Below are 25,182 nucleotides of genomic sequence, written 5' to 3' on the forward strand. Positions count from 1 at the left end.
ACGATTCGCAATTGCAATGATTCGCTTCGTGGTCAGCGCGGCCATCGTGAATGCAGATCGTCGAGCACGAAAATATGCCCGACGCCCTCGCCATGCGCCTGGCGCAGATGCGGGTGATCGGGCGGAAGATCGTCGTGGCGATGCTCGATGACCTCGGGATCGTTGACCGGCCAGATGACAAGCGCGAGCAAAGTCCCCGCCAGCGCGAGCACCGCGGCGGCAAGGAACGCGGCACCCATTCCCCAGCCCGCGCCGATCTGTCCGGCGAGCGGGTAGGCGAGCAACCAGCAAACATGGCTGAGCGCGAACTGTGCGGCGAACAGCGCCGGACGATCGTCAGCGTTGGACGAGCGGCGCAGCAGCCGCCCGCCCGGCGTGACGCTGGCGGAATAAGCAATGCCGAGCACCAGCCATCCCGCGAGCAGCCCATACCAATAGCCGGGCTGCGCATTGAACTGCCATGTCGCGGCAAGCGCGCCGAGCGCCAGCGTCAGGACGGCAGATGCGGCGAGCATCACCGTGCGGTCAGCCACCCGGTCTAGCACGCGCGGTAGCAGCAGCGCCGCCAGCATCGATCCGCCGCCGAACGCCGCCAGCGTGATCGCGACCTCGCTCTGGCCGAAGCCCAGCCCGGCGCGGACCAGCACGGCGGTGTTGACGATCACCATCGCGCTTGCGGCGGCGGCGGCCAGCGTTACCGCAAGCAGGCCGCGCAGACGCGGGGTTCCGAGATAGATCCGGGCACCGCGCGTGGTCTTGTCGTAGATGCCGCCCTTGGCCGGCACCGCCGTGATACGCGGCAGGACGACGCTGACCACTAGCAGCGCCGAGCAGGCGAACCCGACGGCGGTGCCCGCAAACAGCCAATGAAAGTTCATGATCGTGAGCAGCGCCGCCGCCAGCATCGGGCTGGTCAGGCTTTCCATGTCATAGGCGAGCCGAGACAGCGACAGGGCGCGGGTATATTCCTGCTCGTCGGGCAAGATGTCGGGAATGGTCGCCTGAAAGGTCGGTGTGAATCCGGCCGATGCCGATTGCAGCACGAAGATCAGCACATAGACCTGCCACACCTGATCGACGAACGGTAGTGCGAGCGCCACCACCAGCCGGATCAGGTCCATCGCGACCAGGAAGGCACGGCGCGGCAGGCGGTTGGCATAGGCGCCGACGACTGGCGCCACGCCGATATAGGCGACCATCTTGATCGCCATCGCCGTACCCAGCACCGCGCCGCCATTTGCGCCGGCAATGTCATAGGCAAGCAGACCGAGTGCCACGGTCGCAAGTCCGGTGCCGATCAGCGCGATGATCTGCGCGAGGAACAGGTGGCGGTAGGTGCGGTTGGCGAGGATTGCGAACATCATTCCTCCTTTCGGCGCGGGTGCGCCAGATCGTCATGCTTGCGTTGAAAGAAACGGCGCAGCGTATCGGTGCGTCCCTCGGTTTGCGCGGCGAACAGCCAGGCGAATGCCAGGGAAGCGAGCAGCGTCAGAATCACCAGCGTGACGCCATGGCCGTCGGGCGGCAGGCGCTGGCTGTCGATCGCAAGGGCGGCGGCAAAGGCCATCACTGGAAAATGGGTGGCGTAAAACGAGAAACTTGCCCGCGCGCCATAGATCGCCAGCGGGCGAAACGTCGTAATCGTGCCGGGGTTCACGACGATCATGCTGAGCAGGAAGGCGGAAAAGGCGACCGCCAGTGCCGGGTCCTTCCACGTGTCGGCGCCGAAGCGCGTCAGCACCAGCGCCGTTACGAGAACTGCCCCGGTCAATGCCAGCAGCGCCCACGCCTTACTGCGCGACAATGGCTGATTACTGCGCGACAATGGCTGACGTTCTGAGAGCCACTCAGCGATGCCATAGACCGCAGCTCCGCAAAGCCAGCTCAGAAACGCGAGTGCCAGCGTCGGCACGAACCAGCCGAACGCGAGCGTGATGAGCGCAAGCGACGGTCGGCGATGGCGAAATGCCAGCCACAGCGCGGGAAACCAGATGTAGAACCAGAACTCGTAGGACAGGCTCCACAGCGGTCCATTGGTGCCGAACGGCTTGATCAGGATCTGGAGGAAGGCGAGGTTGCCGAGCAGCACTTCCCAGGAGAGATTTGCCGCCACGGTGGTGCGCAGCACATAGGTGTCGGTCAGCCCAAGATGCGTCGGCGAGCGCAACCAATAAAGCGCGATGGCATCGAGCATTCCGCCGATGGCCAGCGTGGCGATCAGGACCGGCAGGAGCCGGGTCAATCGGTCGACAAGATATCCGCGCCACGACCAGCCGCGCGCTGCGCTGCGCACGACGCTGCGCGAAATCCAGAAGCCGCTCAGCACGAAGAACAGGATCACCGCCTGATGCCCAAAGCCCGCCGTGAAATAGGTGGCCTGCACCGCCAGATTCGCGGTCGGCTGATAGTCCCGGATCAGAAGCGCCCAGACATGGCCGAACGCGACGACGAGCGCGAATATCGTGCGCATCGCGTCCATGTAGAAATACGCGCCCTTTGGTTCGGCGAGGATCACCCCCGCCGAACCTTGGGTCGCGACTGGCGGCTGCGCCTCAGACGACCCGACGGACTTCATCATATTCGCCCTGGGTCTTGAGGGTCACGGTGACGGGCGCATCGCCCCGGTTGCGCCAGAACCAGCCATGCTTGCCGTCGAACGCGGCAACCAGCGCGCCTTGTTCGCCAGCCGACTGCTTGCCCTTGCCATAACCGTGATAGTCGATCCCGGGTGCATCGGCGTGAGTGTCGTAGTTCACGACACCGCCCGCGACACTCCAACTGAACGCGATGCTGACGCCTTTCTTGGCAGTGACCTTGACCTCGGCGCCCTGGCCCGGCGCAAGCGTCAGCGTCGTCGTGTCGCTGCGCCCGGCCGTCGGCGCGACGGTGGAGGACGTCGCAACCGGGGTGCTCTGGGTGCCGCCCGCAGCGGCTGTCGTCGCAGCCGCGACGGCGGCCGACTTGTCCATCGCGGCATCGGCGGCGGCCTCCTCGGCAAGTTGCGCCTTGATCTCCCCCATCTGGGTCAGCCCCAGCGCGCGACCGATGCCGGTCGGGTCGATCGCATATTCGGACGGGAGCACGATAGTGACGAGCAATGCACCGGCGACCACGGCGGCGGTAGCGGTCGCCTTGAGCAACTGCCGGCTGGTGGGGAGGTCTTCGGTGCGGGGACGTTGCGAATTGAACATGTGAATATCTCCGAAAAGGGGGTCAGGCGGCGACGAAAAAGCCAGCCAGCTGCATGCCGACCAGCACGAAGCCGGCGGTCATGACGATAGTGTTCGCCGCAAAGGCATGGCGCATGAAGCTCGGCGTGCGACGCCAGAAGCCCATCAGGATCAGGATGCCGCCAAGTGCGAGTAGCTGACCGAGTTCGACGCCGATGTTGAACGCGATGAGATTGGACAGCAGCCCGTCCGGCGAGATGTCGAACTCAATGATCTTGGTCGCGAGGCCAAAACCGTGGAAGAAGCCGAACACCAACGTCGCGACCTTGGTATTGGGCTGGAACCCGAACCAGCGCTGGAACGCGCCGAGGTTGTCGAGTGATTTATAGACCACCGACAGGCCGATGATCGCATCGATCAGATAGGCGCTGACGCTGAAGCCGGTCAGCACGCCCAGCAGCATCGTGGTCGAGTGCCCGATCGCGAACAGCGTCACATAGATGCCGATATCCTTCATCCGGTAGAGGAAGAAGATCACACCGAACAGGAACAGCAGGTGGTCGTAGCCGGTCACCATATGCTTGGCACCGAGATAGACGAACGGGAAGAACAGCACGCCGCTGCTTTCCTGGATGTACCCCTTGTCGCCTTCGGCAACATTGTGCGCGAAGGCGTCGATCGAGAAGAACAGCAGCAGCATTGCCGTGAGCATCAGGCCGATGCGCAATCGTGCGCCGGGGCCGGAAAATAGACGTTGGGACAACATTCGATACTCCTTTGGGGTCTCCCGCGCGCCACCGGAGGAAGCGCGCGGGAGTGACGGCGGTCAGGCGTCAGCCGGGACCGCCGCCGAGGCAGGGGGTTGCGTTTCGGGGCGAGGCTTGCGGCCGTGAACGAGCGCGTAGAGTGCGGGGAGCACGACCAGCGTCAGGAGGGTCGAGGAGATGATCCCTCCGATCACCACCGTTGCCAGCGGACGCTGCACCTCCGAGCCGATGCCGACGTTGAGCGCCATCGGCACGAAGCCGAGCGAGGCGACCAGCGCGGTCATCAGCACCGGCCTGAGCCGCGTTAGCGCACCCTCGCGGATCGCTTCGTTCAGCCCCATCCCTTCCTCGCGCAGCTGGCGGATGAAGCTCAGCATCACCACGCCATTGAGTACCGCGACGCCGGACAGGGCGATGAAGCCCACGCCCGCCGAAATCGAGAAGGGAATGCCGCGCAACAGCAGCGCCGCCACGCCCCCGGTCAGCGCCAGCGGCACACCGGAGAAGACGATCGCCGCATCTTTCAATGAGCCGAACAGCAGGAACAGCAGCCCGAAGATCAGCAGCAATGTCAGCGGCACCACGATCTGCAATCGTGCCGACGCCGACTGGAGCTGCTCGAACGTGCCGCCATAATCGACCCAATAGCCTTCCGGCAGGTCGGCCTGCGCCGTCACCTTCGCTTGCACCTCGGCGATGAACGAGCCGAGATCGCGACCGCGCACGTTGGTGGTGACCACCGCACGCCGCTTGCCGTCCTCGCGACTGATCTGGTTCGGACCCGTGGTCTCGCGGATCGTCGCCACCTCGGATAGCGGCACGCTGCCGCGTGTCGCCGTGCCGTCACCGGGCAAAGGCACCGGAAGACGATCGAGGATCGTACGGTCCTGCCGCATCGCCTCGGGCAGCCGGACGACGATGTCGAACCGCCGATCGCCCTCAAAGATCTGCCCGGCATCCGCACCTGCGGTCGCCGCCGACACCACGGACTGGACATCGGCGACGTTGAGGCCAAGCTGGCTGAGGCGCAGCCGGTCGGGGATGATCTCCACCACCGGCAGGCCAGTCACCTGCTCCGCCTGCACATCCTGTGCGCCCTCGATCCCCGAGACGATCCCGACCACCCGCTCGGCCGCAGCCGCCAGTTGTTCGAGATCATCCCCGACGATCTTGATCGCCACGTCCGAACGGACGCCCGCGATCAGTTCGTTGAAGCGCATCTGGATCGGCTGGATGAACTCATACCGCGATCCGGGCACGTCCTTCTGGATCGCCGCGTTCATTTCAGCCACCAGTTGCGCCTTGGGCTTGCGCGGATCGGGCCATTGATCGCGCGGCTTCATGATGACGAAGGTGTCGGCGACGCTTGGCGGTACCGGGTCGGTCGCGACATCGGCGGTGCCGATCTTCGCGAACACGTCCTTGACCTCAGGGAAGCGCTTGATGCGGTTCTCCAGCGCCGATTGCATCTGCACCGCCTGGCTAAGGCTGGTGCCGGGGATGCGCAGGGCGTGAAGCGCGATGTCGCCTTCGTCGAGGTTCGGGATGAACTCCGATCCCAGCCGCGTCGCGGCAAACCCGCTCAGCGACACCAGTACAACCGCACCGCCAAGCACGGCGAAGCGCGCCTTCAATGCCCAGTCGATCAACGGGGCATACCAGCGTTTCGCCGCGCGGATCGCCGCACTCTCCTTTTCGCTGACCTTGCCGGTGACGAACAGCGCCACCGCCGCAGGGACCAAGGTGAGCGAGAGGATCGCCGCCGCCGTCAGCGCCAGCACCACGGTAATCGCCATCGGATGGAAGGTTTTCCCTTCAACCCCGGTCAGCGCGAAGATCGGCAGATACACGATCGTGATGATCGCGATGCCGAACAAGCTGGGCTTCACCACCTCGGCCGAGGCCGACGCGGTGATGTCGAACCGTTCCTCGCGCGTCAGTAAACGCCCGTGGTGATGCTGCGCCTCTGCAAATCGTCTCAGGCAATTCTCGACGATGATCACCGCACCATCGACGATCAGGCCGAAATCGAGCGCGCCGAGGCTCATCAGATTGCCGGAGATGTCCCCGGCGACCATACCCGTGATCGTCATCATGAAGGTGATCGGAATCACCGCCGCCGTGATCAGCGCCGCCCGGATATTACCGAGCAGCAGGAACAAAACGACGATGACGAGCAGGGCGCCTTCAGCGAGGTTCTTCTCGACCGTGCCGATCGTCGCCTCGACGAGCTTCGAGCGGTCATACATGGTAACCGCCTGGACGCCCGACGGGAGCGACTTGTTCACCGTCTCCAGCCGCTCGGCGACCGCGACGCTGACGTTGCGCGCATTCTCGCCGACCAGCATGTAGATGGTACCGAGCACCACCTCGCGCCCGTCCTTCGTCGCCGCGCCCTGCCGGATTTCCGATCCGATCGTGACGTCGGCGACATCGGCGATGCGCACTGGTGTGCCCTGACGGTAGGAAACGATGATGCCGGAGAGGTCGACCTGTCCGGTCGCCTGTCCCGGCACGCGGATCACATATTGCGCGCCGGAACGCTCGACATAGCCCGCGCCGACATTGGCGTTGTTACGCTCCAGCGCCTGTGTGAGGTCGCTGACCGTCAGGCCGTAGGCCGAGAGCCGCGCCGGGATCGGGGCAATCACGAACTGCTTGCGATAGCCGCCGATCGAGTTGACCTCGGTCACACCGGGCACATTGCGCAGCTGGGGGCGGACCACCCAGTCGTGCAGCGTGCGCAGATCCTCCGCCGTATAGCGCGAGCCGTCGGACTTGACCGCCCCCGGCTTGGCTTCGAGCGTGTACATGAAGATCTCGCCCAGGCCGGTTGCGATCGGTCCCATCGCGGGTTCGACTGTTGGCGGGAGAGCATCGCGTGCACCCTGAAGTCGCTCGTTGACCATCTGCCGCGCGAAATAGATGTCTGTGCCGTCCTTGAAGACGACCGTCACCTGACTGAGGCCCGCGCGCGATACCGAGCGGGTGAACTGAAGGCCGGGCAGACCGGCAAGTGCCGTCTCCACCGGATAGGTGATGCGTTGTTCCGCCTCCATTGGCGAGAAGCCGGGTGCTGGCGTGTTGACCTGCACCTGGACGTTGGTGATGTCCGGCACAGCATCGACCTTGAGCTGCCCGAATGAGAAGACGCCGATGCCGACCAGTAGCAACGCTATGATCAGCACGGCCCAGCGCTGTCCGATGGACAGCCTTATAATGCGTTCAAGCATGGCTGCCGTTCCTTAGTGATCGTGGCTCGCGCCGGACTTTTCGATGTCGGCCTTGATGACGTAGCTGCCCTTGCCGACATAGGCCTGGCCGGGCTTGATCCCGGACTTGACCTCGGTCCACACCGGGCCGCGCGTGCCGAGTTCCAGCATACGCACCTCATAGGTGTCGCCGACCTTGGCGAAGACCACGGTGAAGTCGCGGAACGCCTGCAACCCGTCGGTCTTCACCGCGAGCGGCACCTGCCGTTCGTCGACCGTCAGCGCGCCCTTGACGCTCATCCCGGGCCGCCAGAAGCCGTCGGGATTGGGCAAAGGTGCGCGTGCGACCAGCGCGCCGGTCATCGGATCGGCCACCGGACGGAAGTCGCGAATGGTCGAGGCGACCGTGCGATTGCCCTCGATCAGGCTGAGTTGCACGCTCTGTCCCGATCGCACCCGCTCCATGTCTCGCGGGAACACCGGGAAAGTAGCAGTGGTGCGGGATGGGTCGGCGATGACGTAGATCGGCCCGGTCCCGGCAACGTCGCCGGGATTGGTGCGCCGTTCGGTTATAACGCCGCCCATCGGTGCGGTGACCGCATAAACCTGCATGCTCTCGCTGCTCTCGATCCGCGCCAACACTTGTCCGCGCCGCACTCGATCCCCGACATTGAGTGCTGCCGAGACGACGCGACCGGGGAATTTGGCCCCGACTTCTGCAGTGGCTGCGGGATCGAGTTCGACCCGACCGACCAGTTCGAGCGATTCCCCGATCGTCGCCGGTCCGGCATTCTCGATCACCATACCCGCAGCGCGCGCCGCAGCAGCGGGTATCGTCACGCGGCCTTCATAGGACGGGAACTTCCACGCATGCTTGCGTCCGCCCTCGGTCGCGTTGGCTTCGACATCGAAGCTGTGCGGCTCGACCAGCGTCGCGTTGCCGCGAAGATAGTCTTCCTCCGGCTTGAAGCTGAACGTGGTCACCTCGCCATCGAGGCGGCGGATGGTGAGGTTCGCCTGTACCTCGCCCGGCGCGACCGGCTTGTCGTCGCGATAGGCGTAGAGCCGATATTCGGGCGGCACGCCGTCCTCGAACACGGTGATCTCAAGCGCGAAGTTGCCGTCGCGCAGCATGCGGCCGTTATGCGGGCCGCGCTCGTAATCGCCTTCGGGCTTGGCTTCGCCCTCGGCGGCCGCTTCGTTGGTCGCGGGATCGCCGCCGCACGCGATCAGCGGCAACGGCAGGATGAGCGCCGCGGCAAACGCGGCGTGAAGTCGGGTCATCAAAGTGCCTCCTCGGCAAGAGCGGTGAAGCGGCCGGTCAGGCGGTCGAGCTCGACTCGGGCCTCGTGGTAGCGGCGCGCGGCGGCGATCATGCGCGCATTGGCGTTGGCGAGCGCGGTCTGCGCGCCTGACACATCGACGAAGCTGAAGAAGCCGCGATTGTAACCGACGCGGACTTCTTCCAGCGTCAGCTCGGCATTGGGCAGCACCTGGTCGCGGATCGCTTCGACCTCGTGACGCGATTCCTCAACTTTCTCGGCGGCTAGCGCGATGGCCCGCTCGCGGGTGAAGCGTTCGACCGCAAGATCGGCGTCGACGCGCCGCCGCTCCGCTTGCGCCTCAGCTACCCGCGCAGTGGCGAGACGCCGTCCGCCAAGCGGGAAGGAAACCCCCGCTACGATTGCGACGTCGCCGCTCCCGATGAAGCGCGGGCCAGCCGACAGCGTCGGATCCCGCTTGGCATTGGCCTGTTGCAACGTGACCGCCGCATCGGCGCGCGCACCACGTGCGGAAAAGACCGCCAGATCGGCGGGCGATGGCAGGACCGGGCCGACTGGCGCATCAATCGACAGAAATTCGCCGGTCTTGACGCCGAGTCCGTCGGGCGAGCCATTCCACATTGCCGTCAGGCGCTTGAGCGCGGCGTCGCGGGCGTGGATCGCCAGTTCCAGATCGACCTTGGCTTCCGAGACGCTGGTCGCGGCGCGCATGCCGGCGAACAGCGGGTCCTTCGCCGATGCGACGCGGCGCTTGATCTCGCGCTCAAGCAGCTGCGCGACGGTCAGCCGCTGTCGCGCGATGTTGATCAGCGCTTCTGCCGACTGCACCTCGACATAAAGCCTTTGGACCGACGCGATGATGTCGAGCCGTGTGACAATTGCTTCGGCGCGAACGACATCCATATCGCGATCGACCAGGGCGACGCGCGCTTCGCGCTTGCCGCCCCGCTCGATACGCTGGCTATAGGTGCCGGTGAGCTGAAACTGGTCGTAGAGGTTGCCCGTCGGGATGCCGAAATTCTCGGCGGTGACGTCGATGCTCGGCTGCGGACGCAGCCCAGCCGCTGTGCGTGCGGCAGCCAGTGCTTCGTTTCGCGCTGTAGTAGAGGCAGTCTGTGGCGCGGCGGCGAGTGTGCGCCGAATCGCGTCGTCAAGCGTCAGCGGCTGCGCGTCTTGCGCCAGCGCTGCCGATGGCAGGCATGCGGCCACGACGATCGCGGCCCGCAATGGGGTATACATGGAAAATCTCCTGATCCTTGGAATCCGCGGCGCAGCGCAAGGCGCACGCCGAACGGCGAAGGATCAGGCTGAGGGCGGCTCAGGAAGCGGCGCGAGCGTCGTCGAGCGCAGACGCGCGTCGTCGACGGGCAATTGTCGGTCTCGCGCAAGCCGACGATCTAGAAAGGCATAGTCCGACGTTGGCACGGTGTCGCTCACGACATGGACGTGATGGCCCATGCCATGCGCCTTTCCGGCGTCTCCATCAGCGGCAGATGTGGCCGCTTCCGTCTGGGCCAGTTCGAAGTCGGTCCCGTGATCCGCATCATGATCGTCGTCATGGTGATCAGAAATCTGTGCATGCGCGTGCGACGCGCCATCCAGATGGGGCACGCCAGCACTCATCGGCCCGTGCGACAGCGCGAGCAGAAGGATGAGCAGAGCTGACAATATGCGCCCCATCATGTGACGTTATCACGCGATGATCCCCGGGGCAATGCGGTTCGATGTCTGCTCTGCGCCCTAAAAGCCGTCATTCGACGCCTTGATCGACGATCCCAAAACCTGCCGTTCATCCAGGGCCTCTCGCGCACCGATGAAAGTTCAGACCTAGGACCTTTCAGGCAGTCGGTTCCCGGTGGGCAGCCTGAAGTTATTTGGACGACCTGGCGCATACCGGAACGGCGAGGCGCTTTGCGGCGACTCAGAACTGCGCGATGTTCTGTAACGAAGCCGAGCTCTGCTTGGCCGTCTATTCCACATCGATGTCCGGCAGAATGAACGCGCTCTCACCTGCCTGGTCAAGACCCCAAGCTCGGAGTAGCCGCACCCGTTCCTGGAGCATGCACGCAGCGGCAACGCAAGGATGTAGTGTGTAACGCTACACATTACTTTCGCTTTCTACGATCGCCTGATACAAGACCTTATGACTGAGAAAATCCAACACCCGGGGGCCTATGTGCGTGCGCACGTCATCCCCTCTGACATGAACGTAACAAGCGCTGCAAAGCTCTTGGACGTCAGCCGCCCCACCCTTTCGAATTTCCTGAACGGCAACGCTGATCTTTCGAGCGAGATGGCGGCGCGGCTTGAACGCGCCTTCGGCAAGCCTGCCCGCCAGCTTCTGGATATGCAGACGGCGTGGGACGCAGCCCATGCTGCGAGGTCGAGCATCATCCCCGCGATCAAATCGTATGTGCCCCCCTTTCTGCAGATAAAGGCGCGACGGATCGAGGAGTGGTCCGGCTCGGGCATCACTACGCGCCAGCGCCTCTCGGTGTTCCTGCGCACGCTGGTGAACTCGACCGGCCTGAACCTGAGGGCGGTGAACTTTCCCGGCAATGACCATAGCGAACGTGCGGGCTGGGATGGCCTCATCGAGACTGACGAGGGCACGCCGTGGATTCCGCAGGGCAGGTCCGGCTGGGAGTTCGGCGTCAATCAGGACCCCAAAGCGAAGGCCGACGGCGATTACGAAACGCGCGTCGGCGAAGTCGAGGCGAAAGAGCGGAAGGACATGACGTTCGTCTTTGTGACGCCCCGCGCGTGGCCGGGCAAGGATGCGTGGGTAAAGCAACGCCGGGCCGAGAAGCGCTGGAAAGATGTCCGGACTTACGATGCCAGCGATCTGGAACAGTGGCTGGAACAGTCCATCGCGGGTCAGGTCTGGTTTGCCAACGAGACCGGGCAGGTCGCCGAGGGCGCCATTTCGCTCGATGAGGCATGGAAGAATTGGGCCGCCGACTGCGAACCCGAATTGCGCCCGTCACTGTTCGCCGACGCCGTCGCCGCGTATGCCCCGACGTTGAAGCGCGCCGTCGAGGGCGACGGGTACAAGCCGATTGTCATCTCGGCGGACTCCCGCGACGAGGCACTCGCATTCCTGAGCAGTGGGTTTTCGGAGAATGACCTGGAGCTGGGGCCGTTCCGGGACCGAGTCGTCGTGTTCCGCGAGCCTGGCGCGCTGAGCAAGCTCGCCGCGCAGGTGTCCAACTTCATCCCCGTCATCATGACACGCGAGGTGGAGAAGGAATTCGCACCGTTTCGCGCCGCCATGCCTTCGTTCATCATCTATCCGCGCAATGCCACCGCGTCCGATCCCGACATCGTGCTGGAAACACTCAATCACGAGGCCTTTGCAAAGGCCCTTACGGAGATGGGTCTGGAACACGAGCGCATCGATCAGCTCGGTCGGGAAACGGGCCGCTCTCCCACCGTGTTGCGCCGCCGGCTGTCGAAGCTTGCGGCGATCCAGACGCCCGACTGGGCATCGGACAAGACCGTCGCACAGATGCTGGTTCCGTTCCTTTTCGCGGGAACGTGGCGCGCCGACAACAAGGCTGATCAGGCGATGCTGGAGGTGCTCGCCGGGGATGTGCAGTTCGAGGAACTGGAACGGCGCATCGTCCAGTTGCTGCCGCTGGACAGCGCGCCTGTCTGGTCGGCGGGGTCGTTCCGGGGCGTCGTTTCGAAGATCGACATGCTGTTTGCGATCAGGGACGTGGTCGTCTCGACCGATCTGCAACGTTTCTTCGAGGTGGCCGCACTGGTCCTCGGTGAGGTGGACCCGGCTCTGGACCTGCCCGAGGACAAGCGCTGGGCTGCGAACATCTACAACAAAACGCGCGAGATTTCAGGAGCGCTTCGCGACGGGCTTGCGGAGACGCTGGTCCTGCTGGCCGTATACGGATCGAACCTGTTCAAGGCGCGCCTGAACTTCGACGCCCCCCTTCATGCGGACCGCATGGTCCGCAGTCTGCTGCAACCGCTGACCGCGATCACGCTGGAATCCCAGTCGAGCGATCTGCCGCTGTACTCGGAGGCCGCGCCTGAGACGTTCCTGTCGATCATCGAGGAGGATTTGCGCCAGCCGGAACCAGAGACGCTCAATATCATGCGTCCGCTGGCCGACACCCTGTTCAGCCGGGCACCGCGCACCGGTCTGATCTGGGCGCTGGAAAATCTCGCATGGTCCGAGCGGCATTTCATGCGCACGGTGCTTGTGCTCGGTCGCCTGTCCGAGAAGGTTATCGACGACAACCTCGTCAACAAACCGCGTGGCAGCCTGTCGTCGATTTTCCGGAGCTGGATGCCACAGACCAGTGCCGGGCTGGAGGCCCGGAAGCTCGCGCTGACCAAGCTCGCCGAGAAGCACCCGACCGTCGCGTGGCCGATCTGCATTGAGCAGTTTGAGCCGCATGGCTCGCGCATCGGGCACTATGGCCACAAGCCGCGATGGCGACCGGACGGTCACGGCTACGGCAATCCGGTATCGCTTGGCGAGGGCAATGACTTCGCGTTGCACGCGTTCAAGCTGGCTCTCGAATGGCCGGTGCACACACGCGACACCATCGGCGACCTTGTAGGTAGCCTCGAAGGCATCGACGAAAGCATGAAGTCCGAGGTGTGGAATGTCGTCGAACGCTGGGTGGAAACAGCCAGCGAGGAAGACCGGGCTTGGCTGCGCGAAAAGATCAGGGTGTCGGCATTCAGCCGCCGCGCAGTGAAGCGCAGAAAGGGCCGCGCCAAGGACGGTTCGGATCAGCGCGCGCAGGACCTGTTCGCGAAACTTGAACCTGCCGATCCGGTCCTTCGGCATGAGTGGCTGTTCCGGAAATCGTGGGTTGATGAATCGGCGGGCGAGATGCTCGACGAGGACTTCGACTTCAGGAAGCGGGAGGAGCGCATTGCGCAACAGCGCCTGAACGCCGTTCGAGAGATTCTGGAAGGCGGCGGTATCGACGCGGTGATGAGGCTCGCGAAAACGGGTGAGGCGCAGCACAATATCGGCTGGTCCCTTTCCAAGGCGGTTGGCGATATCGACGCGCTCAAGGCCGCCCTGCGCGCCGTGGTTGATGCCGGCCCCCTGACCGGAACGCGGTTCAGCCTTGTGAAGGGCGCGCTGGTGGAGGCGGAAAATCGTGACGCCGACGTTCTTGGCCCGCTCGTCGCGGAACTCGATGCTGACGGCGCGATGTTCGTCCTGCTGGCCGCGCCATTCAATCGCCGTACCTGGGGCCTTGTCGAGTCCCTCGGGCCGGACGCTGCTGCGCGATACTGGTGGGAGATCGAGCCGGGCTGGAACCGGACGCCCGATGAAGTCGCATACGGCGTCAAGCGCCTGATGGAGGCGGGGCGTCCGCGCGCGGCGTTCCAGTTCGCGCGGTTTGAGATGAAGGAGTTGCCCCCCCGCGACATTTTCAACCTGCTCAACGCGATTGCCAAGGAATCCCGCGAAGCGCCTAAGACCTACATGCTCAGCAGCTATGAGCTGAAGCAGGCGTTCGAGATTCTGAACGCCAGCGGCGAGATGTCGATCGATGAGATGGCCGGTCTGGAGTTCATTTTTATCGACGTGTTCGACGACGACGAGGAGGAAGGCGGGCTGGTCAATCTCCCGCGCCAGATCGAGCGGCACCCGGAGCTGTTCGTGCAGGCCGTGACCTTTGCCTACACGCGCGACGACGAGGCAGAAGACCCGCCCGAGTTACAGGCTGCCACCGAAGAACAGCGCTCGAGCCGGGCGATGGCCTGCTACAGGCTGCTGGGGAAGCTCAGCATCGTTCCGGGACACGATATGGACGGAAATCTTGATGCCGGCCTGCTCGTGAACTGGATCGAACAGGTTCGGGCGCAGTGCGCATCATTGTCGCGGTCCACGATGTGCGATCAATCCATCGGACAGCTGCTCTCTCATGCCCCTGCCGCCGATGACGGTGTGTGGCCGTGCCTGCCGGTGCGCGACGCGCTGGAACAGGTCATGAGCGAACACATCGGCCGCGGACTCCACGTCGCGCTTCGCAACGCGCGGGGCGCCCACTGGCGTGGCGAAGGCGGCGCGCAGGAGCGTGTGATAGCGGCCAAGTATGGTGGCTGGGCGAAGGCGATGGAATACACGCACCCGCGCGTCGCCGCGATCCTGCACGAGCTGGAAGAATCGTATCTCCGCGAGGCGGAGTATGAGGACAATGACGCGAAGATCACACGAAGGATGCGCCGCTGAGGCGCAGCGGCGCGGGGCTAGCCTGCATGCCATGGCATGCGGGTCATGAACCGCGCCGCTCTCGCCGGGGGGATGCAACGGGGGTCAGCATGGCCCCCTTGCCAAGGTGGTGCGGTATTACCGCACACATCTTGCGATCAGCGCGAAGCGCTTCGGTTCGCTTCACTGGCATCATTATGCGCCGCGTGATTTACTGGCTACAGAATGGGCAAGCGATTCAAGGGCGGCACCTGCGCCTATTGCGGGAAGGGCGGCGAGACAGCCGATCACGTTTTCGCGCGCGGGCTTTTTCCTGCCGACAAGCGCGAGGGCATCCCGCAGGTTGCCTCGTGTGAACCGTGCAACCGGGCGAAGTCGGTCATCGAGCATTATCTTCTGACTGTGCTGCCGTTCGGCAATCGCCATGCGGCTTCAAGCAGCATGCTCTCTGATCTGGTGCCAGGGCGGCTGGCGAAAAACGTCCGGCTCCATCGGCAGCTAGCCGAAGGCCGGATGGTGGTCCGGCTAGTCGAGAATGGTGTCGAGCATTCGACGGGCGCTGTCCCTTTCGACGGCGCGCGCCTGTTCGCCTATCTCGGGTTTGTAGCACGCGGCCTTGCCGCGTTTCATTTCGGGCGCATCGTCCCGACCCACTATATTGTCAACGCTGGTATGGTCACGCCGGAGCAGGACAACATCCTGTGCACGCTGTTCGTCGGTCGCTCGCGGGACTACGCGTGCGGCAATCTGGGCGAGGGCGCGCTGCTGTACGAAGGGCAGCAGGCGGTCGATGATCCCGACCTGACGCTTTGGCGCTTCCTTCTGTATAACGGGATGGTCTTTCACGACGACAATGCGAAAGTGCCGATTGCACCTGATCTCTGGGCGGTCGTCTCGCGAACGTCGATGCCGGGCCTCGCCGATGTGTAGCCCGGTCAGCAGGCAAGTGTATGTCGCGCGCTACGGGCGCCTGCGCGCATTATTCTAGAATCTGTGCAGACGCATACCATTCGAGCAGTTCCCCAGCCTCACTGACAGGGGCGGGTCCGGCACAGCGCCCGCCGGGGGCGCTGGCTGGGGACCACGCTCTAGAGTCAGGCGGACATTCTCGGGATCAAATGCGCCCTTTTTCCCCACCAGTACCCGATACTCACGTTGCCACGCCCAGTCGGGCGGCTTGATGCGTCCGACCTTTTCTGGAAGCGCCCAATCAGCGGCTGGAACGGCTTCCACGTCGCGGTAATCGACGGGACCATGATGAACGCACTTGCGTTCCAGCCGAGAGCGCAGGCGAACGGCCCGGTGAATGCGGCGGACGAAAACGACGGGGTCCGTGATCTCGACGCAGAACGGGCTTTCAAATCGGTCTGTCAGCGCCTCCGACCTCTCGGTGCTCATGCAATAGGCGTAAATGTCTTCTTCCCGGACTGAAGATGTAAAGCGCCAGTCCGCCCAGACCTCGGGCGGGCGACCCTCAAAGTTGATCGGGAGGCCGCCCGCAGGCTGATATCGCAGCCGCCCGTCGTTCTCATCGCGCCGTACGTTGGCATCTTCGTATCGCCGAAAATTGGCGAGCGTCTGGAGCCGCAATTGCCCGCCCTCAATCAGCGCAGCGGCAAATTCTTCCCGATCAAAATACCTGAAGATAGATGGCATGGCGGGAGCATATCACGTCGCGCGCGAAGCGCCCCAAGCCGTTCTCCGGCGCTAGTTTTCGTCCGGCCCGTCCGCCTCGTGCATCTCGCCGATACCGGAGCATTGTGATCCAATCGTGCCGCGCGCAGAAACGCCCGGCGGTGGGGTTCCCGCCCATTCAACCGCAGAAATTGGGTCGGAGTGCCGCGTGAAGACACAGATTGGCGATGGCCACTATCGCGCGTCTGTTGCCTGAAAGCTTCCAGTCCTCTCTCGGCTCAAGTTCGGTCGTTGCAAATAAACAACTATCGACGCCCTCACGGCGGCCAGTTCGCAATCCGCTGCACGAGCAAATGTACGGTGCACCCCCGCCACTCCCGGCAACATACCTATCGGGAGTCTTTTCAGCATCCTGAAGACTACAAATCAGCCGCCGAAAGCAATTCGGACAGCTTACAGCGCAGCGCGTCGGCAATCTTAGTAAGGTTGAGCAGTGTCACATTGCGCTCGCCGCGTTCAATTCGGCCGAGGTGCGATCGGTCTAAACCTGCCTCGTCTGCCAAGGCCTCCTGGGAAATTCCTAAACGCTGACGCTCGCTACGAACCGCCTCTCCGATCCTCGCGAGGCGCCCATCCGCGTCAAGTTTTCCGGAAATGCGAGCCACGCGGGCATCATCCGAGTGCCCGGCTTATACGGCCACGGCATTTACGGCCCATGTCGCTTGTGGCATGATTGGTCCTGAGAGGGAGGGATAGTCAGATGAGAATCATTGCAATCGGGGCGATGCTGCTATTGCTCCCGTCGTGTGCCGCCTCGACCGCACGGAAGCTTTGCGAGCGAGAGGGGCTTCCGACCGGGACGGCTGCACACGCGGATTGCGCGCAGCGGCTGCGCAGTCAGTGGATGGCTGAGGCCCGACGAGATCTCTCAGAAGGATTGATGTTAGGAGCCGCTATTGCCGTTCAAGCACAGAATGTTCAGCATGGATCGACCGCTGGGGTTTCGGGTGCGATCTCGACTTCGCAACTGACTTCTTACCGTTGGTCTCCCCAAGGCCGATTGTGCACCTATGCAAATGGAACGGTTCTCAACGTCGGCGCTGGCGGCTGCCCTCAATCAATAAACATTCCCCGCTAGCTCAGCCTTCGCGCTGCATTGATACTTCATGCCAACCCCTTGGCTGTCCCGCAGTCGACGCCGGCAATGAAAGCGTCCTTCCCATACAAAGGAACTTTGAGTTCACGGAGCGAGTATGGGTGGTAGCTAGAGATTGAATCGGTCCTCCCAGGTGAGAATCTCGAACGCGACAACTTCCAGTACTTGATGAGCTAGAAACCGCATAAAATCGTGGGATAAACCCCAATTTACCCCAATTTTACCGCCCAAAACTGCCAACTTCGTCAAGTGCTGCGGCGGGAGCTGCTCTGCTCCGCGAATGACCGGCGAGTCTTCGGACCAAGGTTTTGGGAACGGCCATAGCGTTGGCCAGCGACGGCGCCAGAATGGGTCTGCCTTTGAAAGCCGAGCTCGCGCTTGACCTCGAAGCTACAGCATTTGAGGATGTATTCGGCGACCGAGCGATGATCTTTCGCAAACGCGCCTCCGTCCCGGTCCCGGTGCAGGTAGGCTCGGCTCGAATGGCCGACATGCTTCGTCTTCAGATTGCCTTTGGCCGAGCGACCGCCCACCCGTTTGAACCAGCCGCGCTGGCGCTGGCCAAAGCGCGCGCCAAGCTCATGAGGAACGTGCATCATGATATGGGCATGGACGCCCACCCGTTCCGTGTGTTCCAGCGTCCAGAGGTAGGCAAGCTCCGAGCCGTGGGTGCGGCAAAAGTCGGATGCCAGCTTCAGGAACAGCCGGGTCGCCTCCGCTGCGTTGGCGATGCCAGCGCGTTCCCAGTTGATCGTGAGGAAGCGATTGAGCGGCAGGGTGGTCATGGCAAATTCTGCTGCGGCGAATGCCTCCTTGACCTGATCGTCGCGCAGCTTCGAGGTCGGGGCAGGCCCACGAGAGTGGCCGGCCAACATCGACTTGACCGGGAACTGGATTCCTTCGCGCGTAGAGGGCACTTGGTTGCCGCTCTGGGAAGTGACGGATTTCTCGTCAGAAATGGCTACCATGGTGATGCACCTCGGGAAATTCGGTTCGCACTTTTTCGTCTCCGGGATTCCGGACGCGACTGCGCGCCCGTCAAGCGGAGCGAACGAAACTAGGTTGGAGGATAGTTGCCTCGCGCTATGTGACAGCGCGGCGGATGCCCCACCTACGTGCCGACCAGCTGCTCCAAGGAATCGAGGCGGACGAGGCGGCGGCGACCGACCTTCACGGTCGCGAGTTCCTTGCGGCCGATCAGGCGATAGAGGGTGGCCTGGCTGAGACCGGAGATTTCAACGGCGTCGGCGATCGAAACAGTGATGGGGCGCATTGCGCATCTCCTCAACGGATCATGGATGCGCAGGGGCTAGCAGGGCGAATCAGCGGCAGAGTCACACGCAAAATTCTATGGGGTGATCAGGACCGATACCGACTGAACCAGCGGAGGCCCTCGCTGTCGGTGGTCGGACGCGCCTTGATCGCGAGGCGTGCCATTGCGTGCAACGCGGTGCGCACTTTGCCATCCGCTGCCTTGGCCACGGCTTGAAGGAGTTCGACAAAAGCGCCGTCGTCCGCGCAGCACGGCTCTTTACGCATGTGCGTGCGATACAATTCCGCCAGCATAGCAGCCGTCGTGTGCAGCGCGTCATCTGGAGCCCGCCCACTTCTCGACTTCGGGATCTCGGCCTTCAATCGGGATAAGAGCTCCTCATCCCGAGCGCTTGGAAAGCGTTCACGGAGACGCCGAAGGTCGCGGGTCCCGATCTGGCTGAGTTTTGGTAGCTCATCCCCCCGTTGCAGCACTTCGATCGCTGCGTCGGCCTCAGCAAGCCGCGATGCTCGAGTGCGCTCACGATCCAGCTTCTGCAGATCTCGCAGTCGCTCCGTCAGATCAATAATCTCAGCGACGAAATCGTCGGGACTGATAGCCAGACTGACGACCGCCTCGACATCATCGCGTAGCGCCTGCCGTTCAATTTCCGACAATGGCTCCGTTTCACCAATGTCCAGAACGCCGTAGAATCCTGGATATTCTGCGCTGCGCTCACTCCCCATTAGCGATCTCCGACGTCCAGCAGAAACTTCGCCCACTCTTCCATTAGCGCCCGACGCTTCTCCAGAAGATCACCTCGGCGATAGGCGCGCTCAACGGCATTGGGAATCTGATGCGCCAAGGCTTTCTCCAGAACCTCGTTGGCGAAGTCAGTCTCCTCAGAGCCCCAATCACGGAACGTCGATCGCCAACCGTGCACAGTCGCATTGCTACCCAGCTCGTGCAGAACCTTGGCCAAGCCGGTGTCGCTCAACGCCTTGCCGGTGTAGGATGGGAATACGAGTTCACTGCTCGACCGTGTTGCATAGATGCGCTGGAGCAACTGGAGTGCCGGATCAGAGAGCGGGACAATGTGCTCCTTTCCCATCTTGATGCGATTCGCAGGCACCGTCCAGGTTCTCCGCGAAAAGTCCATTTCGGCCCATCGAGCACCTCGGGCTTCAATTGAACGCGCAGCTGTGAGGATCAAAAAACGCAGCGCATCACGACCAACTGTATCTTCGCCAGCCATCAGCGCACACATGAGCGCCGGTGCCTCCGGATATGGCACGGCGGCGTGATTCTTCTTCGTCTTGGGTTGTGGCGGTAGGCCCATCCGGATCGACTGCATCGGTGCCTCATGGTCGCGATATCCATGAGCTGTCGCCCAGGCGAGCACCGTGCCAATGCGTTGAAGCGTGCGACGTGCGGTTTCGGGCTTCTTCGTCCAAATCTGCTTGAGCGCGACAACGATCATCGGCCCGCTCACCTGGTCGACCGGCAATTGGCCGAAGTGAGGGTAAGCGTATTCGCGCAGTGTCGTGATCCACTGCGCCGCGTGTTTCGGATTCCGAAACCCTGCCGTTCGCTCGCTGTGCGCGACTTCGGCGGCCTCTTTGAAGGTCACCATCTTGCGCTCGGGCTTTTTTTTCTCGGCAACAGGATCAAGCCCGTCGCGGACCTGCTTCCGCAACGAGGCGGCGCGCTCCCGTGCCTCTTTGAGCGACACTTCGGGATATCGGCCAAGGCCGATGTCGCGACGCCGCGAGTTTCCATCCCGCACGCGCGCCAGCCACGATCGCGAACCTTTCGGACTGACTACAAGTATCAGGCCGTCTCCAAAAGAGTGACGACCCGGATCGCGGGTAGCGTTGACCTCCGTCACGGTAGCTGCGGATCGGCGGCGAGGGCGAAGATCGGTATCCATAACCCCACCAAAATTCCCACCAACGAGGTGCGCTGTCAAGCGCATCCGGGATAGGTTAGGGTAGTGTATGAGAACGAAGTATCTCACATTTCGTGGCATTTTGACACGTATGGATAGCTCGGGAGATTGAAGTTAGGCGGACTCCGTCTCCGCCAGCCGCGTTGCCCGAACGGGGCGATCCCACCTTCCGCTGATTGAGCCAGCACGGGATCGGGCACACCGCACTGCCCCGATCGCGACCGGGATCGAGATCACCTCGACCACAGCTTCATGATCAACCGCGCGGGTGGGCGCATATTGGTCGAAGCGGGAATCCGGCGATCGGGACCGATTATGGCGGCAGCGATGTTCTAACCGACGCGTCGATCACCAATGCCGCGCTCCCGCCCGGCTGAAGCAGCGGGAAATTGTTGGTTGCGAACGGCTTGCGCGATGCCCAAAAGTGCGGGTCGGGAATGGCGCGGGGAGTCGCGGTGCGCATCGGTCGTTTAACTGTCGAGCCGGGCGGGCCGCTGTTCGTGGTGGCGGGGCCGTGCGTCATCGAAAGTGCCGACCATGCGCTCGGCGTGGCGGAGACACTGGCGCGGATCGGCGATCGCCTCGATCTCCCGCTCGTCTTCAAGAGCAGCTTCGACAAGGCCAACCGCACGTCCGGCAACAGCCCGCGCGGGCCGGGGCTGGACGAGGGCCTCGCGATCCTCGCGCGGGTCCAGCGCGAGACCGGGCTGCCGGTGCTGACCGATGTGCATGAAACGGTGCAGGTGGCGGCGGTGGCCGAGGTCGCGGACATCGTTCAGATTCCCGCCTTTCTGTCGCGCCAGACCGACTTGCTGCGCGCCGCCGCCGCAACCGGGCGGGTGGTCAATATCAAGAAGGGCCAGTTCATGGCGGCGGACGACATGATCCACGCCGCCGCCAAGGTCGGCGATGCCCTTCCCGCCGGATGCGCGGTCGCGGAGCATGTGATCCTGACCGAGCGCGGCACCAGCTTTGGCTATCACGACCTGATCGTCGATATGCGCAGCCTGGGGAAGATGCGCGCGACCGGCCTGCCGACGCTGTTCGATGCGTCGCATTCGGTGCAGAGCCCCGGCGGGGCGAACGGCAAGTCCGGCGGCGCGCGTGAGTGGATCCCGCTGCTGTCGCGTGCGGCCGCTGCGGCGGGAGTTTCCGGATTGTTCATCGAAACCCATCCCGATCCGGCCAATGCCTGGTCCGACAGCGCGACGGTGTGGCCGCTCGACCGGCTGGAGGCGCTGCTGGCCGATGTCGCGCGCATCCATGATCTGGTCCGCGCGACGGGGATGGCGGATGGCTAGCCTTGCCCGGGAGATCAGCGACGGAGCGGCGCCAGAGTGGGTCGGCACAAGCGTCGAGGCCGATGTCGGCCCGCTTGCTGCGCGCCACTTTCTGTTCCTTCAGGGGCTGCCCGGTCCGTTCTTCCGTCGCCTGGGTGCCGCGCTGCGTGCGGATGGCGCGGCCGTGTCGCGGATCAACTTCAATGGCGGTGACGTGCTCGACTGGCCGGGGCAGGGGGCGATGGCCTATCGCGGTACGCCCGCCGACTGGCCGGACTGGCTTGCTGCCTATGTCGCCGATCGCGGGGTGACCGACATCATCGTGTTCGGCGATCTGCGCCCGGCACATCGCGCGGCGCGGGCGCTGGCCGATCGACGCGGCCTGCGCTTCGTGACGTTCGAGGAGGGATATCTGCGCCCCAACCACGTCACGCTCGAACGCGGCGGGGTCAACGGCCATTCGTCCTTTCCGCGTAGCCTGCACGCGCTGCGCCTGATCGCGGCGCGGGCCGGCGAGTTGGGCGATGAAGTTCCGGTCGCAAATTCATTCCGGCGCCGCGCGAACCAGTCGGCGCTTTATTATGCCGCGACACAGGCGGCTGCCCCCTTCTTCCCGCATTACCGCACCCATCGCCATGCATCCCCGGTGCGCGAGGGGCTGGCATGGCTGCGCCGCTATGCGCGACGCTGGCATGAGCGTCGGATGAGCCGCGACGCGGTGGCGGGGCTGGCCGGGCGCCGCTTCTTTCTGTTCCCGCTCCAACTGGAGGGCGATGCGCAGATCCGGGTCCATTCGCGCTTCGGCACGATGCGCGACGCGGTGGGCGAGGTGCTGGCCGCGTTCCGCGATGCCCCCGCTGATGTCGCCTTGCTGGTCAAACAGCATCCGCTCGATCCCGATGTCGACAATTGGCGCGGCTTCGTAACCGATCGTGCGGCGGCCTTGGGTCTGTCAGCGCGCGTCGTGTTTATCGAGCGCTTCGACCTGATGCCGTTGCTCAAGGTCGCGCGCGGCGTGGTGACCGTGAACAGCAGCGTCGGCCCGCTCGCGCTGGCCGCGGGGGTGCCGGTGAAGACGCTGGGTACCGCAATCTACGATGTGCCGGGCGTTACAGCAGACGTGCCGCTTGACCGCTTCTGGCACAACCCACCGCCGGTCGATACCGAGGCCTTCGCCGTCTTTTGTCGCGCCTTGCGGGCAAAATGCCTGGTCAATGGCGGGTTTCACGGGACGGACGCGCTCGACCTGCTCGTTCGCAATGCCGTCGCCCGGTTGCGCGACCGGTGAACGCCCCGCTCGCCCTGGACCGCGCCGCGACTGCCCGTGGCGTCATGGCGGACCGTTGTGTGACGCTGGACATCACGCGGCTGTTGCGGCGGGTGGGGTATGCCACGCCGACCGGGATCGACCGAGTCGAACTGGCCTATGCGCGCGCGCTGCTCGCGCTGCCGACCGCGCGGTTCGAAGCCGCGCTGCCCGGCCTTGGCCGTCTTGGCTATGCGCGCGCCGCGCTCGCCCGACTGATTGCGCGGGTCGAGCAGGGCTGGGCCGCAGGCGCGTCGCCCGGCATCGATAGGGTTGCGGCGGCGTGGGCCGGGCTGCGTGCGCCGGCGCGTTCAGCCGCCGGCAGCATCCGGCTGATCGTGTCGCACCAGCATCTCGACCGGCTCGACCAAGCGGCGACGCGGCACGGCGAGCGGCTGTGCGTCTATCTCCACGATGCGATCCCGGCGCAGTTCCCCGAATATGCGCGGCCCGGCGGGGCCGACCGGCACCGGCGGCGGTTGCGCAATGCAGCGCGTTTCGCCGATGCGATCCTGGTCAATTCGCACGCCACGGCGCGCGCGATCGAACCCTATCTGGCCGAAGCCGGTCGTCAGCCGCCGGTGATGGTGGCGCCACTGGGAATCGAGCCGCACTGGGCCGCCCGGCCTCAAATGCCATCGGCGGATCCGCCCTATTTCCTGTGTCTCGGCACGATCGAGCCGCGCAAAAACCATCTCCTGCTCCTCCACATCTGGCGCGCCATGGCGCAGCGGTCGCCGGAAACCATGCCCAGGCTGATCCTTGCCGGACGGCGCGGGTGGGAGAATGAGCAGGTGATCGATCTGCTCGACCGCTGCCCCGCATTGCAGGGGCATGTGGTCGAGGCCGGGCGGATCGGAGATGCAGAACTGGCGCGACTGATCGCCGGCGCGCGCGCGGTGCTGATGTCAAGCTTTGCCGAAGGCTTTGGCCTGCCGGTGGCCGAGGCGCTGGCGCTGGGCGTGCCGGTGATCGCCAGCGACCTGCCCGCGCTGCGCGAGACTGGCGGCCACGTCCCCGACTATCTCGATCCCCTCGACGGACCGGGCTGGATCGCGGCGGTGCAGGATCATGCCCGCACCGATTCTTCGATGCGCGCCGCGCAGCTGGACCGGATGCGCGACTGGTCCGCGCCGCGCTGGGACGCGCATTTCGCGCAGGTCTTTGCCTTTCTGGAGGCGCTGTGACCGCCGCGTCGTTCCGTGCCGCGCTGCGGGTGCAGGGCAATGTCATCGGTGCGCTGATCCTGCGTGAGCTGCACACGCGCTTCGGGCGGGCGAATATTGGCTATCTGTGGCTGTTTGCCGAACCGATGCTGCTCGCGGTGGCGGTGGCGCTGCTGCACAGCAATCATGATCTCCCGATCGCCGGGGGCATCCGGCCGATTCCGTTCGCGATTGCGGGCTATGGGCTGTTCATCATGTTCCGATCGGTCGTGTCGCGCGCCGAGACGGTGATCGAGGCCAACCGCCCGCTGCTGCATCATCGCCCGGTGACGATCCCCGACATGCTGATCGCGCGCATGGCGCTCGAAGCGGTCAGCACCATCGTGGTGCTGATCGTGCTGCTCGGCGGCGCATGGGCGCTGGATCTCGCCGATCCGCTGGCGCGGCCCGAGGCGTTTGCCGGGGCAGTGGCGCTGATGTGCTGGTTCGCATTCGGCCTGTCGATGATCGTCACCGCCGCGTCGCACCAGTCACCGGTGATTGGCCGCCTTGTCCACCCGTTGCTCTATCTCTCCATGCCGCTGTCGGGTGCGTTCTTCGCCTTGTCGTGGTTTCCGCAGGGGGTGCGCGACCTGCTCGTCTGGGTGCCGACGGTGCATATCTTCGAACTGCTCAAGGTCGGGCAGTTCGAGGCGTTCGAATCGCGCTGGATCGACCTGCCCTATGTCATCGGCTGGTGCGGCGCGCTGACCTTGCTCGGCCTGCTCGGCCTTCAGCATTTGCGCGCGCGCATCGAACTATCCTGATA

The 25,182-nt window shown here is 64.1% G+C and carries 20 protein-coding genes; 6 read left to right on the forward strand and 14 right to left on the reverse strand.

Going from position 1 to position 25,182, the window contains the following annotated elements:
• Positions 1-32 precede the first annotated feature (32 nt).
• The 8 genes from KYX69_RS09830 to KYX69_RS09865 form a co-directional block, all read right to left on the reverse strand.
• Positions 33-1,361: an MFS transporter gene (locus KYX69_RS09830; RefSeq protein WP_300496603.1), complete on the reverse strand. Its 1,329-nt coding sequence runs from the start codon at positions 1,359-1,361 to the stop codon at positions 33-35.
• Positions 1,361-2,575: an acyltransferase gene (locus KYX69_RS09835; protein WP_300496605.1), complete on the reverse strand. Its 1,215-nt coding sequence runs from the start codon at positions 2,573-2,575 to the stop codon at positions 1,361-1,363. Before KYX69_RS09835 ends, KYX69_RS09830 begins: the two co-directional genes overlap by 1 nt.
• A complete protein-coding gene (locus tag KYX69_RS09840) occupies positions 2,553-3,191 on the reverse strand; it encodes a transmembrane anchor protein (RefSeq protein ID WP_300496608.1) in 639 nt (212 codons plus the stop codon). The genes KYX69_RS09835 and KYX69_RS09840 overlap by 23 nt, the downstream gene beginning before the upstream one ends.
• Before the next feature lie 22 nt (positions 3,192-3,213).
• Positions 3,214-3,882, reverse strand: coding sequence for a HupE/UreJ family protein (locus KYX69_RS09845; protein ID WP_367280187.1), 669 nt, complete (start codon positions 3,880-3,882; stop codon positions 3,214-3,216).
• 114 nt (positions 3,883-3,996) lie between these two features.
• Positions 3,997-7,170 (reverse strand): CusA/CzcA family heavy metal efflux RND transporter, encoded by a 3,174-nt coding sequence (locus tag KYX69_RS09850; RefSeq protein WP_300496614.1) that lies wholly within the window; start codon positions 7,168-7,170, stop codon positions 3,997-3,999.
• 12 nt (positions 7,171-7,182) lie between these two features.
• Positions 7,183-8,433, reverse strand: a complete 1,251-nt coding sequence (locus tag KYX69_RS09855; RefSeq protein WP_300496617.1) for an efflux RND transporter periplasmic adaptor subunit — start codon at positions 8,431-8,433, stop codon at positions 7,183-7,185.
• Positions 8,433-9,671 (reverse strand): TolC family protein, encoded by a 1,239-nt coding sequence (locus tag KYX69_RS09860; protein ID WP_300496619.1) that lies wholly within the window; start codon positions 9,669-9,671, stop codon positions 8,433-8,435. Before KYX69_RS09860 ends, KYX69_RS09855 begins: the two co-directional genes overlap by 1 nt.
• Positions 9,672-9,734: 63 nt before the next feature.
• Positions 9,735-10,112 carry a hypothetical protein gene (locus KYX69_RS09865; RefSeq protein ID WP_300496622.1) on the reverse strand — a complete coding sequence of 126 codons (378 nt, stop codon included), beginning with the start codon at positions 10,110-10,112 and terminating at the stop codon, positions 9,735-9,737.
• Positions 10,113-10,575: 463 nt separating this feature from the next.
• On the opposite strand from KYX69_RS09865, the gene KYX69_RS09870 reads away from it, so the two are divergent.
• Entirely contained in the window at positions 10,576-14,652 is a 4,077-nt protein-coding gene (locus KYX69_RS09870) for a HigA family addiction module antitoxin (RefSeq protein ID WP_300496624.1), read from the forward strand.
• A 204-nt stretch (positions 14,653-14,856) separates the two neighbouring features.
• Complete coding sequence (locus tag KYX69_RS09875; protein WP_300496627.1) at positions 14,857-15,561, forward strand: hypothetical protein; 705 nt, start codon at positions 14,857-14,859, stop codon at positions 15,559-15,561.
• A 54-nt stretch (positions 15,562-15,615) separates the two neighbouring features.
• Here KYX69_RS09875 and KYX69_RS09880 read toward each other — a convergent pair whose 3' ends face one another.
• The 6 genes from KYX69_RS09880 to KYX69_RS09905 all read right to left on the reverse strand — a co-directional run bounded on the left by KYX69_RS09880 (position 15,616) and on the right by KYX69_RS09905 (position 20,604).
• The gene (locus tag KYX69_RS09880; RefSeq protein WP_300496628.1) at positions 15,616-16,287 is read right to left on the reverse strand and encodes a hypothetical protein; all 672 of its coding nucleotides are present in this window, start codon (positions 16,285-16,287) and stop codon (positions 15,616-15,618) included.
• A 398-nt stretch (positions 16,288-16,685) separates the two neighbouring features.
• The gene (locus KYX69_RS09885) at positions 16,686-16,931 is read right to left on the reverse strand and encodes a helix-turn-helix transcriptional regulator (RefSeq protein WP_300496631.1); all 246 of its coding nucleotides are present in this window, start codon (positions 16,929-16,931) and stop codon (positions 16,686-16,688) included.
• Between the two features lie 736 nt (positions 16,932-17,667).
• Positions 17,668-18,390, reverse strand: a complete 723-nt coding sequence (locus tag KYX69_RS09890) for a hypothetical protein (protein WP_300496633.1) — start codon at positions 18,388-18,390, stop codon at positions 17,668-17,670.
• Positions 18,391-18,533: 143 nt separating this feature from the next.
• Entirely contained in the window at positions 18,534-18,695 is a 162-nt protein-coding gene (locus KYX69_RS09895; RefSeq protein WP_300496635.1) for a helix-turn-helix domain-containing protein, read from the reverse strand.
• An 86-nt stretch (positions 18,696-18,781) separates the two neighbouring features.
• The gene (locus KYX69_RS09900; protein WP_300496636.1) at positions 18,782-19,420 is read right to left on the reverse strand and encodes a hypothetical protein; all 639 of its coding nucleotides are present in this window, start codon (positions 19,418-19,420) and stop codon (positions 18,782-18,784) included.
• Positions 19,420-20,604 carry an integrase arm-type DNA-binding domain-containing protein gene (locus KYX69_RS09905; RefSeq protein ID WP_300496637.1) on the reverse strand — a complete coding sequence of 395 codons (1,185 nt, stop codon included), beginning with the start codon at positions 20,602-20,604 and terminating at the stop codon, positions 19,420-19,422. Before KYX69_RS09905 ends, KYX69_RS09900 begins: the two co-directional genes overlap by 1 nt.
• A 455-nt stretch (positions 20,605-21,059) precedes the next feature.
• On the opposite strand from KYX69_RS09905, the gene kdsA reads away from it, so the two are divergent.
• The 4 genes from kdsA to KYX69_RS09925 are packed head-to-tail and all read left to right on the forward strand — an operon-like array spanning position 21,060 to position 25,180.
• Complete coding sequence (kdsA, locus tag KYX69_RS09910) at positions 21,060-21,923, forward strand: 3-deoxy-8-phosphooctulonate synthase (protein ID WP_300496640.1); 864 nt, start codon at positions 21,060-21,062, stop codon at positions 21,921-21,923.
• Positions 21,916-23,190: a capsular biosynthesis protein gene (locus KYX69_RS09915; RefSeq protein ID WP_300496641.1), complete on the forward strand. Its 1,275-nt coding sequence runs from the start codon at positions 21,916-21,918 to the stop codon at positions 23,188-23,190. Before kdsA ends, KYX69_RS09915 begins: the two co-directional genes overlap by 8 nt.
• Complete coding sequence (locus KYX69_RS09920) at positions 23,187-24,395, forward strand: glycosyltransferase family 1 protein (RefSeq protein WP_300496644.1); 1,209 nt, start codon at positions 23,187-23,189, stop codon at positions 24,393-24,395. Before KYX69_RS09915 ends, KYX69_RS09920 begins: the two co-directional genes overlap by 4 nt.
• Positions 24,392-25,180: an ABC transporter permease gene (locus KYX69_RS09925; protein ID WP_300496647.1), complete on the forward strand. Its 789-nt coding sequence runs from the start codon at positions 24,392-24,394 to the stop codon at positions 25,178-25,180. The genes KYX69_RS09920 and KYX69_RS09925 overlap by 4 nt, the downstream gene beginning before the upstream one ends.
• Positions 25,181-25,182 lie beyond the last annotated feature (2 nt).

The organism is Sphingomonas sp. (assembly GCF_030145815.1).
GTDB lineage: Bacteria > Pseudomonadota > Alphaproteobacteria > Sphingomonadales > Sphingomonadaceae > Sphingomonas.